This window comes from Pilosibacter sp. YYHA0881 (genome assembly GCF_051602715.1).
In the GTDB taxonomy this organism is placed as follows: Bacteria; Bacillota; Clostridia; order Lachnospirales; family Lachnospiraceae; genus Alitiscatomonas; species Alitiscatomonas aceti.
On the sequence record NZ_CP175657.1, the window covers coordinates 2,525,354 to 2,536,530 of the forward strand.

The window sequence follows — 11,177 nt, forward strand, 5'->3', positions numbered from 1 at the left end:
ACTTTTATTAACCTCTTCCGAATCCAACTATAAAATACATTAATTTGTTTTTCTATAACATTTTAACTCAAAGAATCTTGATATATTTCTTTATAAAAAGAGTTTATTCTATCCCAATCATACTTTATAGAAGCGTGTACACATTGATTTTGTATAATATTATAAGAATTAATTACCTTTTTAATGGCACACACCAAATCATTTGTATTTAATCTTGTGTGAAATCCTACAACTCCTTCAGGAAATTGCTTATCAAAGCCTTCTCCCTTAGTATAAATTATAGGCAAACCTTGGCTTAAAGCTTCTGCATAGACTAATCCAAAGGTTTCTGTCTTAGATGTTAAAACAAATATTGTTGCTTCGCGATACTTTTCGATTAATTGTTCCTTACTCATATAATCAAAGTAACTGACAAAGTCATATTTTTGTATTTTTTTTAGTAAATAAGGTTGAACACATGGACCTACAATATCCACATGGATTGGATACCCCTGATTAATTAACTGTTTAGTCGCTTTGCAAATTAATAACTGATTTTTATTTCTATTAATCCTTCCAACTGAAAGGATTCTAATATTTTTATCCATTTCCTTTCTATTCACATTTTTATGGGATGAATAAAAATTATCAATTCCGTATGGGACGATATGTATTTTCTCTTGGATTTCATTATGATATTTGGATGGTATATATTTTTTTAATAAAGTTTCCTCATAGCTTTTTGAAGAAATAATAATGGAAGATGCGTTACGAAGAATTTCAACACCAAGCTTTCGCAGGAATACTATATATTTAAAAAAAATATTTAAATCTGTATTTTGTATAGTAACTATATATGGAGTTCCCCACTCTTTTTTTATTGTGTATGCTACGTACCCATTGGTAAACAATGAATGAGAAAAATTCAAATCAAACTTATAGTTTACATATATCCTTTTATAATTCTTAATTGCTTTATTTTGCTTTACAAAAAAGAAAAATCTATCTATATAATTATAACATGGGCATCTATCTACATTTTCAGCATCACCATTAAAAAAAGAGTGTCCATAATATTGATAATAAAACACCCTTGAATTGGTAAATTCCTTTTGGTTCGCTACCAGATCACAAAAAATAGGAGTTTCGTAATAAGAACAAATATGGCAGATAGAATATTTTTTCACAGTTTCCTCCTTGGTGTCAATAACACATTTTAAACTGAATAACATATAGTAGTGGCATCATAATCCATAATAAAATACGCTTATTTTTATTAGATAGGGCAATATTACTGGAAATAATAGGAATAATAAATATAATAAAAAAATCATATGCTCTGTTTATTGCTCGTATAGGATATGCAATTCCGAGAATTATTAATCCAACTCCAACGATTGCTGACATTTTTTCGAAAAAAATGTTGTTAATATTGCAGATTAATATAATTATCCCAATTAATATAAGCATATACCAATCAGTTAAGCCTACTTGATAGTCAAATGTGGATAAATAGCTATCAAACCCTTGTATTCCCATATAACGAAAGAATGATAATGCTATTCCAGCTACTGTTGAAATAATTAATTGACTAGCATTTAAAAGAAGACCCAAAAACAATATTCCCCATTCGATAATAAAACCTTTAATATATCCCCTAATTTTTAGGCTACCTAGTATTAAAATACAAATAAATAATGTACCCATAGAATGCATACATATAGAACAAACCAACAGCAATATACTGCGTATTTTTTTCTTTTCATGCCAATCAGCAACTGCACATAAACCTAACGCTATACTTAGTCCACTTCTTATAGCAATTCCACAGTAATGCATACCACAATAAAACAGAAAAATAGTCCAGATGGTTATTAAATTAGAACTTTTTCTATGTGTAATAGCCTTTTCACACCGACTCATTCCGCTTATCATTAAATAGCATGTTAAGCTTGATATAATTCCAAAAAAAACTCTAAAATGGAAGCCTAATTTCTTAAAAATAGACATTAATTTGACGAAGCAATATTCTATTCCTTTGTAACGAAGTCCAAATCGGAAACTCAATTCATTAATAGCATCTGATTGTTCGTAAATCTCTACATATCCTAATGTATCAGCGACTTCTAATGGTCGTAGAGCCATTAAAAAACTTATTGTAAGTATGTTAAACAGAAGAAAAACTGTTTTTGTAGCACATGTAAAACGATATTCTTGAATGCAGATAAACCAGTTGAAGAATGCCACAAACGTATATATCAAAAAAAATAAAGTATACATATTTCTTTGCTTTCTACTTGAGGATTAAAAAACAATTTTGAATTGTCCGTTGTCGATTTCTTTTACTTTTGTTCTTAACCTTATATAATTTTCCTTAAAATCTGGATGGAAAAATGACTTCAAGAAAAAATTAGTTAACGTCAAGAATCTAATAGTATTAACTTGGTATTTGGAGGGATTGCAATATCTTTTAAAACAGTAATAAAGACTTGCGTATCTATGATAGTCAGAGAAACCATTACCGATTTTACGGGTTGAGGCGCCATGATTATGTACAATTATAGCCTCGGGGCAATAACATGCCATTAAATTTACATTTTGTAGTTTCTTACCTAAAATATATTCCTCTGCATATAAAAAGACATTATCGTCAAAAAGTCCTATTTGTTTAAACACATCCGATGAAATCAAAAAACAGCAACCTGAAACCATACCTTCAAACGTAATCGATGCATCCCAATTTTTGACTGAATAACAACTATCTAATTTGGGGAATATCTTCCTTACATAATAAAATGGTTTTTTATCTGTAAGAGCAGATGCAAATGTATAGTTTTTCCTAAGAAATTGTCCATTTTCTCGCATTGGTGTATATATTTTAGGTCCAACTATTGCCACCATTGAACTTAATTCCTTTTTCATGATACTCACAATATCATTTAAAATGATAACATCACTATTTAGAATTAGTATTTCAGATGCTCCTTCGTTGATTGCAGTGCTAATCCCAACATTGTTTCCTCCAGAATAGCCTAGATTTTTATCAAGAAAAATGGTATTTACATTGCAATTAGATGAATATTTATTTTTTAGTTTATCTTTACAGGACTCCTCTGATGCGTTATCTACTAAATATATTTTGTATTCACACTTAATTCGTTTTTCAATTGCACTGATGCATTCTATGGTTGCGTCATAGGTATTATAATTTAATACTACAATGCCTGTCATTTGGTTAATCTCCTCGTTTATAAGTATATTTTTATCTCACATAAACTTTTATTATCGGTCACATTAGATTCTGCTGTATGACTCGGCAGTAATACAAATAATAATATCCTACTGTTCCACAAAGTATTTACCGATCATACCGTATGAATACTATTCACAACAGATATAAAAAAATTTTTCATATGCTATACCCCCTATATCAAATTCCCTTTTTTATCTACCCTCCCAACCGCCTTTGCCGGCACTCCCGCCACTAACGTATAAGGCTCTATATTTTTTGTCACAACAGCCCCCGCAGCTACCATGGCATATTCCCCAATTGTGTTCCCACACACGATTGTTGCGTTCGCACCAATACTGGCACCATGCTTTACAAGCGTTTTCTTATAGCCTGTACTTCCCTTCGGAAACTCTGCCCGAGGTGTCAGATCATTCGTAAAAACACAGGAGGGGCCGCAAAAGACCCCATCCTCTAACTCTACACCTTCATAAACAGAAACATTGTTTTGAATTTTAACGTTATTTCCAATGATTACATGATTAGAAACATTCACATTTTGTCCCAGAGAACAGTTCTTTCCGATCCGGGCTCCTTTTTGGATATGACAGAAGTGCCAGATCTTTGTTCCTTCTCCGATTTCTACATCATCATCAATATAGCTGCTCTCGTGAACAAAATAATTCTTTCCCATTAAAACTCACCTTCCATATCTGTACTTGCAAAGTTTTCTAATGGCAGCCTTACAGCATGGCCTTCCTTCTGACTCTTATATATCGCCAGTACCAGCTCCAATGCATCCCGACCGGCATATGCATCTACATATGGCTTCCGGTCATTCTGGATCGCGTCGATCATGTCTGCAAACAGGCTGGTATGACCGTTTCCATATACGTTGCTGGTTTCCTCCTGAAGTCCTTTATTTTTTGTATCTGCCTCAGATTCGTCCGCAAAATCCCAGACATCAATATTATTTGTAGAGGTCCCACCAATTTTCACAGTGCCCTTTTCCCCGAAGATATACAGAGTTTCTTCCAGATTCTTTGGATATACATTGGTGGTTCCCTCAATTGTGGCAATTGCCCCATTTTTAAATTTTACGACTGCCATTCCCACATCCTCAGCTTCCAGATAATCATGGAACTGCTGGCGTGTCTGGCCATATACCTCCTCAATCTCACCGCCGAAGGTCCAGCGGAGAAGGTCGATCCCATGGATACACTGGTTCATCAGTGCACCGCCATCCTGCGCCCATGTTCCGCGCCAGGGAGCCTGATCATAATATCCCTGATTCCTGTTCCAGCGTACATGGATAGATCCATGAGATAAACGTCCAAAACGTCCTGCTTCTAACGCATGTCGCATTTCCTGTACAGCGATGTTGAACCGGTTCTGATGGCACGCGCTTACCTTCACATGCTTTTCTTCGGAATGCCGGATGATTTCATTGGCATCAGAAATACTCATAGCCATAGGCTTTTCAATGATCACATGAACTCCATGGTCGATACAGAAAAGAGCAATCTCTGCATGGATTCCGCTTTCTGTCGCAATACTGACCAGGTCCGGCTTTACTTCCTGTATCATGCTCTTATAGTCTGTATAGCGCAGGATAGACATATCGTTCTGTAACTCGTGCTTTGCAAGAAGTACTTCCATATGCTCTTGCACCACATCACAAACAGCTGAAATTTCTAACTGGTTATTTACCGCTGCCTTCATATGGTTTGTGGCAATCCGGCCACAGCCGATCAATGCGTATCTCATCTGTATGCTCCTCCCATTATTTATCATTTTCTTGCACCTGTCTTAAAACTTGTGCCGGATTTCCGACAACCACTGTATTGGGGACTACAGATTTTGTTACAACTGCTCCCATGCCAACTAAAGCATTTTCCCCAATCTCCAACTGATTCTTTACAATTCCTCCAGGTGCCACGTAACTCTTCTTTTTTAAAACAGCGCTCCCGCATATAACAGAACCGGCAATAACCATCACTGATTCCTCTAACTTGACGTTATGGGCAATATGAACAAGATTATCTATCTTACAATGATCCTTGATGACGGTATTATCAAGAGTTCCTCTGTCAATACAGCTGCATGCTCCAATTTCTACATCATTACCAATCTCAACCCCCCCGTAATGCCCTACTTTCTGAGGGATTCCATCATGGTCAATAAAATAGCCAAAACCATCCGATCCAATCACTGTTCCCGAATGAATCTGACAGTTACTACCAATCGTAACATGATTAAAAATGGAAACATTATGTCCGATGGACGTTCCCGGCCCAATACTCACATCCTTCCCTATAAAACTATGATGGCCAACGGATACCGTATCATCAAGATTCGAGGATTCAATTACTGCAGTATCTGCTCTTTCTGTAACTGGTGGTTTAGCCCAGAAATGCTCTAATACTCGAAAAAACACCGCTTTGGGTTCCGGTGTGAGAAAAAAACTGATTGTTTTATTGCTTAACTCAAAAGGAGATTTCACTATAACCAGGACATCTGCCACCGATTCCAGTACTGAAAGATTCTGATTTACAGGGTTTTTTATCCATGTAATGGAATTAGAACTTACATTTGAAAATGAACAAAAATGATCAATGGAAGTGTGGGGACTTCCAGAAAAATTTATCTGATAATCCGTGTTTGATTTGATAAATGTAAGGATCTCCTCTGCTGTTATTTGATACACAGTACTTCCCCTTTCATCATAATCGAGTCCATATCTGAGATATTATTTTTATATGTTAGGTAACGTTCCATGTTAGCAGAATTAACATACCTATAAACTGTATCATGGATGGATTGTTCCTGCTTGGAGTACCAAAAAGCATGTGTTAGGATATGGAGGCGTTCATATTGATTACTTCTGACAATTTCCTCAACTGGCTCACGCCAGTGCCTCCTTGAATCAGAGAGGTACTTAAACTCCTTGAAGAAAAGTCGGCTGTAACTATTAACCATTCCAGGAATCTCTAAATTAGTCTCCAATGTATTTTCGGATGGACGATGCATAGATACAGTCGTTATTGGCACTCCGATGGCTTCAGACAGGATAGAAGCCTCCTTTTTAATTAAGAAGGCATATTCCTCTGTATTCGCAATTTCATATTGAGTTTCATCAAAATGAATCCCCACTTCATGTCTGTATTTTCTAATAGTCCTTAAACACTCTATAGTTCTTTTGGAAAATATGTTATAAAAATCACTTGTTAACAGTACAAAATATGTACTCTGCACACCTTCTGAATACTCCAACATAGCCATCTCTAATGCCTTCTCAGGGGAGTTATCAATATCATGCCGGAGAATTACACAGCGCTGTTTTTCGCTCCAATTGTGGTAATCAGCAAATGAATACGCATTTTCTTTTAGAAGTGATAGAAGCTTCAGATAGCTTTGATAGTTAAACTGCATTTACAAAACCTCAATATTTTCTCTGGGATGGATATCCTTCATTACATTTTTTGTGTCAAAGATTGCCTTTGCATTTGCCTGTACCATGGCATAATCCACATTGCTGTGGGCAGTGGTAATCATAACCAGGTCATAAGAGGCAATGATCTCGGGTGAAATTTCTGTAAGACCTGCCATTACCTTCCCATTTTCTTTATACTCAGGAATCCAGGGATCATAGAAGTCAACTAATACCTGTTCCTTGTGTAACTCGTCAATCACACGGATTGCCGGACTCTCCCGATAATCGTCAATATCCTGTTTATAGGCCACACCGAGGACCAAGATTCTGCTGTTCTTTAACGATTTTTCGTGATTGTTTAGAATTTTTCCTGCTCGTTCTACACAATATTCGGGCATCCTGTCATTAATCATCATAGAGGTTTCAATCATTGATGTATGAAAACCATACTCACGGGCTTTCCAGGACAGGTAGTAGGGGTCCAAAGGAATGCAGTGACCTCCAAGCCCTGGGCCTGGATAAAAGGCTTGGAAACCGTAGGGCTTTGTTTTGGCAGCGTCCACAACTTCCCACATACTGATTCCCATTTTGTTACAGAGCATGGTCAATTCATTGACCAGACCGATATTGATATTGCGATATGTATTCTCCAAAATTTTTTCCATTTCCGCAATGGCTGGAGAAGACACCTCATATACATCCCCCTCCAAAACAGCCCGGTACATGGAGGCGATCACCTCGGTTGCATCCTTCCCGATTGCACCGACAACCTTGGGAGTATTCTTGGTTTTATAAATCAGATTGCCGGGATCAACGCGTTCTGGGGAAAATCCCAGGTAAAAATCTTTCCCACATTTCAAGCCGGAGCCTTCCTCCAGAATTGGTTTAATCAGTTCTTCGGTTGTTCCTGGATATGTGGTAGACTCCAAAACGACCATAGTTTCTCTTGTAAGATATTTGGCAACCTCTGTGGTAGAAGCTCTTACAAAGCTGATATCTGGCTGCTGGTGGGCATCTAGTGGGGTAGGAACGCAGATCGCAATGAAATCTACATCTTTTACAAAAGAAAAATCCGTAGTAGCAGAAAGGGTTCCTGCATCTACCAGTTTCTTTAAATCACTATCAACGACATCTCCAATATAATTATGACCAGTATTTACTAAATCCACTTTTTCCTTTTGGACATCGAAACCGATAGTTTTAAAACCGGCTTTTGCCTTTTCTACTGCCAGGGGAAGACCGACGTAACCTAAACCAATAACACCAACTATAATTTCTCTGTTTTCAATTTTATGAAGAAGTTTGCTTTTCATTATCATACACCCTCATTTTCTTTAAAATAATGCCTCAAAGTTTTTGGCAAGTTTTTTGTAAGTAAAATGTTCAAGAACAGCTTTTTTTCCGTTTGCTCCTAGTACACTTCGCTGTTCTAAGCTTAATTCTTTTATATCTTTTATAGAATGAACAATTCCCTCCGTATCTCCAGAATTTATTCTTAATCCACAATTATATTGTTCAACAGCAGTTTCTGGTGCTGTAAATGCAAAAATGATAGGTTTACCAGCCATCATAGAGTCAAATAATTTATTAGGGCATAAGCCAAATTGGTATAATGGAGAGTTGGCTCCTCCTATATATATACAGTCAATACTTTTTAGCAATTCTGGTATACTGGCTTTGGATACTGCCGGAAGGAAATGAACTTGATCTAATTTTTCTTCCTCTTTTCGTTTAAGTAGGTTTTTCTTTTCTACTCCATCTCCAACCAGTAAAAAGGATATTTGGGAATCATTTATTCTCTTTGCCACATCTAAAAGTATATCCAGTGCATTTGAAAGGGCATGTCCGCCAAAATATCCAACAATAAACTGACCTTTATGCTCCTCAAAAAAATTTTTGTGTATTTCTGGCAATGGAGCTGGATTTTCCCATTCACTTACTACCACACCGTTAGGAATACATACATATTTCTCTGCATCCATCCCGTGAGCTATCATATAAGATTTTGCATGTGGTAATAATGACACAACCCGGTCTGAATGCTGATATGCTGAGTTCTCTGCAAACTGCATTAAAACTACAAAAGGATGTCTCTTGGACATTCCCCCCACTTCATATAAAGTGGCTGGCCACATATCATGAACCTCATGTATAAGCTTAATATTCTTTAAGCAATATTTCCGTATCCTTTGTCCAGCATAGGTATCCAATGGATAGGTAGAGGAGGTGATGACCACATCCGGTTTCCATTCCCTCGCAATCACTTTTGCCTTCAGCCATATTTTTCCGACAAAACGGAACATCGTCAGCGCACGCCGCACTCCATTTCCGTCATAGTCTCCGGTCCGAAGCCAGTGATAACGGATCCCATCTATTTCTTCTATCTGCTAGTCCCTCTGTACTTTGGGATTTTTTCTACGCAGATGGGAATAATCGGCTGCAATGATATCAACCTCATGGCCTTGCCGGATCCATTCCTGGGCCATATAATAAGGCCGGAATTCCATTCCCATTTCCGGACTGCCAGCATAATGATTTATCAATAAGATTTTCATCTAAATATGAGTCCTTTCCGTCCATCGCGCAGAGAGCCTCTTAAATTACCGCCGCTACTGTTTTAAAAAGCACCTGTACGTCTCTTATGATAGACGTTTTCTTTAGCTCTATAAAATTCCATTTCATCTTCTCCGGCAGTATCTTCTCCACATAAACCCGGTCGGCCTCCTCTCCACAGACCCCCTGCAGCATCCGTTCCTCGTCTTTATAGCAGATACTGGCCATGGAGGTCACTCCTGCCGGCAGCAGCAGTGTGGCGTACATCTCATCCGTATATTCCTTAACAAATTTCGGTACCTCCGGCCGGGTCCCCACAAAAGTCATTTCGCCCTTCCAGATATTGATCAGCTGCGGAAGTTCGTCCAGGCGGCATCCCCTGAGAAAGGAACCGGCCCGTGTGATCCTGGGGTCCTTCCCGACCGTCACCTGGCTTCCGATCCGGTCTGCATTGACGACCATGGTCCGGAACTTATAGATCTCAAAGGGCCTTCCATACTGGGTGATCCGTTTCTGGCGATAGAATACAGGACCTTCCGAGTCCATCCGGATCCAGATCCCGAGTCCCAGCAGGACTGGGGAGAGGAGGATGAGCATGACACTGGACATGGAAAAGTCAAACAGCCGCTTTAGATACAGGCTGTACCGTTTTTTTTCCAGTGCCTTGTAGTAAGGACGCACCGCATCGGTCCTCATGAACTCCGGAAGCTCTTCCCAGCGCCTTAACATGTCCCCTTCTCCCTTTTCTGGATATACGGCTTCACAACGCTGGCGTAGGTTTCTGCCACATATGTAACCTCCGCATCCGACAGCTTTGTGTGGAGCGGAAGCGTGATCTCATTTACAAAGTGTCCATATGCATTGGGGTAATCCTTTATATCAAACCCCATATTTTTATATGCAGTCATCATCGGAAGCGGTTTGTAATGGACATTGCAGGCGACACCTGCCTCCGCCATCTTTACAATGATCTCCTGCCTCTGCTCCAGGCTGATCCCCGGGATCCATGTCAGATACAGATGACCGGACGATGTACAGCCGCTGGTGTAATGCTCCAGAGTGCCCACTCCCACAGGCCTTAAGACCTGGTCGTACTGCCGGATGATCTCCTTCCGCCTCATCAGCAGCCCCTCATATCTGCGCAGCTGGGCCAGGCCGATCGCAGCCATGATGTCTGTCATGTTGCATTTGTACCATGGCCCGGCAATGTCATATTCCCAGGCTCCCAGCTGGGTTTTTGCAAGGGCATCCTTGGACTGCCCATGAAGGGAATACAGCTGGAGCTGATGGTATATATCCTCATCCCCGATTCCTGGGATCGGGTTCCACGTAAGGGCTCCCCCCTCGGCTGTGGTCAGGTTCTTGACTGCATGGAAACTGAAGGATGAGAAATCCGCAATGCTTCCTGTCTTTTTTCCATGCCATTCTGCCCCAAAGGAGTGGGCAGCATCTGCACATACCGCGATCCTCCCCATGGCCTCCTGCAGCTGGTTTGCGGGCCGGAACAGAGCTTTTTTTCTTTCCGCGATCGAGAAGATACGGTCATAGTCGCAGGGGATCCCGCCGATATCCACCGGGATCACGGCCTTTGTATGCTCTGTAACTGCTTTCTCCAGTGCCTCATAATCCATTTCCAGGGAATCTGCCTGTGTATCCACCAGGACCGGACGGGCTCCTACATGGCAGATCACAGAGGCGGAAGCCGTATAGGTATATGCCGAGGTGATCACTTCGTCTCCCGGTCCGATCCCCAGAATACGCAGGGCCATTTCTGCACAGGCAGTCTGCGAGTTCAGGCATACCGCACGTTTCACTCCGCAGTAATCTGCGATCTTCCGTTCAAACTCCTTGGTCTTTGGTCCCGTGGTGATCCATCCGGAACGCAGAGCCTCTGCCACCTCCTGGATCTCTTCCTCTGTGATATCGGGCGGTGAAAATGGGATCTTCATCATAGCTTCTTCCCCCTTGAAATTCTGCAAATAC

General features: G+C 39.6%; 11 protein-coding genes. All 11 read right to left on the reverse strand.

Annotated features, from left to right (window positions below):
• Positions 1–62: 62 nt before the first annotated feature.
• The 11 genes from ACI6NM_RS11770 to ACI6NM_RS11820 all read right to left on the reverse strand — a co-directional run bounded on the left by ACI6NM_RS11770 (position 63) and on the right by ACI6NM_RS11820 (position 11,143).
• Positions 63–1,166, reverse strand: a complete 1,104-nt coding sequence (locus ACI6NM_RS11770; RefSeq protein ID WP_262426627.1) for a glycosyltransferase family 4 protein — start codon at positions 1,164–1,166, stop codon at positions 63–65.
• A 16-nt stretch (positions 1,167–1,182) separates the two neighbouring features.
• A complete protein-coding gene (locus ACI6NM_RS11775) occupies positions 1,183–2,259 on the reverse strand; it encodes an EpsG family protein (RefSeq protein WP_262426628.1) in 1,077 nt (358 codons plus the stop codon).
• A 24-nt stretch (positions 2,260–2,283) separates the two neighbouring features.
• Complete coding sequence (locus tag ACI6NM_RS11780; protein ID WP_262426629.1) at positions 2,284–3,210, reverse strand: glycosyltransferase; 927 nt, start codon at positions 3,208–3,210, stop codon at positions 2,284–2,286.
• A gap of 194 nt (positions 3,211–3,404) precedes the next feature.
• Positions 3,405–3,902: an acyltransferase gene (locus ACI6NM_RS11785; protein WP_262426630.1), complete on the reverse strand. Its 498-nt coding sequence runs from the start codon at positions 3,900–3,902 to the stop codon at positions 3,405–3,407.
• Positions 3,902–4,975 (reverse strand): Gfo/Idh/MocA family protein, encoded by a 1,074-nt coding sequence (locus tag ACI6NM_RS11790; RefSeq protein WP_262426631.1) that lies wholly within the window; start codon positions 4,973–4,975, stop codon positions 3,902–3,904. The genes ACI6NM_RS11785 and ACI6NM_RS11790 overlap by 1 nt, the downstream gene beginning before the upstream one ends.
• Before the next feature lie 16 nt (positions 4,976–4,991).
• Positions 4,992–5,915, reverse strand: a complete 924-nt coding sequence (locus ACI6NM_RS11795; protein ID WP_262426632.1) for a DapH/DapD/GlmU-related protein — start codon at positions 5,913–5,915, stop codon at positions 4,992–4,994.
• Entirely contained in the window at positions 5,903–6,640 is a 738-nt protein-coding gene (locus ACI6NM_RS11800; protein WP_262426633.1) for a polysaccharide deacetylase family protein, read from the reverse strand. The genes ACI6NM_RS11795 and ACI6NM_RS11800 overlap by 13 nt, the downstream gene beginning before the upstream one ends.
• Positions 6,641–7,954 (reverse strand): nucleotide sugar dehydrogenase, encoded by a 1,314-nt coding sequence (locus ACI6NM_RS11805; RefSeq protein ID WP_262426634.1) that lies wholly within the window; start codon positions 7,952–7,954, stop codon positions 6,641–6,643.
• A gap of 21 nt (positions 7,955–7,975) precedes the next feature.
• Positions 7,976–9,025, reverse strand: a complete 1,050-nt coding sequence (locus ACI6NM_RS11810; RefSeq protein WP_438501102.1) for a glycosyltransferase — start codon at positions 9,023–9,025, stop codon at positions 7,976–7,978.
• Between the two features lie 211 nt (positions 9,026–9,236).
• Positions 9,237–9,923, reverse strand: a complete 687-nt coding sequence (locus tag ACI6NM_RS11815) for a sugar transferase (protein WP_262426636.1) — start codon at positions 9,921–9,923, stop codon at positions 9,237–9,239.
• Positions 9,917–11,143: an aminotransferase class I/II-fold pyridoxal phosphate-dependent enzyme gene (locus ACI6NM_RS11820; RefSeq protein WP_262426638.1), complete on the reverse strand. Its 1,227-nt coding sequence runs from the start codon at positions 11,141–11,143 to the stop codon at positions 9,917–9,919. Before ACI6NM_RS11820 ends, ACI6NM_RS11815 begins: the two co-directional genes overlap by 7 nt.
• Positions 11,144–11,177 lie beyond the last annotated feature (34 nt).

Excerpts from the sequence above, each read along its gene's own strand:
- ACI6NM_RS11775 (WP_262426628.1), bottom strand. The coding sequence starts at position 2,259 with ATGTATACTTTATTTTTTTTGATATATACGTTTGTGGCATTCTTCAAC.
- ACI6NM_RS11780 (WP_262426629.1), bottom strand. The coding sequence starts at position 3,210 with ATGACAGGCATTGTAGTATTAAATTATAATACCTATGACGCAACCATA.
- ACI6NM_RS11785 (WP_262426630.1), bottom strand. The coding sequence starts at position 3,902 with ATGGGAAAGAATTATTTTGTTCACGAGAGCAGCTATATTGATGATGAT.
- ACI6NM_RS11790 (WP_262426631.1), bottom strand. The coding sequence starts at position 4,975 with ATGAGATACGCATTGATCGGCTGTGGCCGGATTGCCACAAACCATATG.
- ACI6NM_RS11800 (WP_262426633.1), bottom strand. The coding sequence starts at position 6,640 with ATGCAGTTTAACTATCAAAGCTATCTGAAGCTTCTATCACTTCTAAAA.
- ACI6NM_RS11805 (WP_262426634.1), bottom strand. The coding sequence starts at position 7,954 with ATGAAAAGCAAACTTCTTCATAAAATTGAAAACAGAGAAATTATAGTT.
- ACI6NM_RS11815 (WP_262426636.1), bottom strand. The coding sequence starts at position 9,923 with ATGTTAAGGCGCTGGGAAGAGCTTCCGGAGTTCATGAGGACCGATGCG.
- ACI6NM_RS11820 (WP_262426638.1), bottom strand. The coding sequence starts at position 11,143 with ATGAAGATCCCATTTTCACCGCCCGATATCACAGAGGAAGAGATCCAG.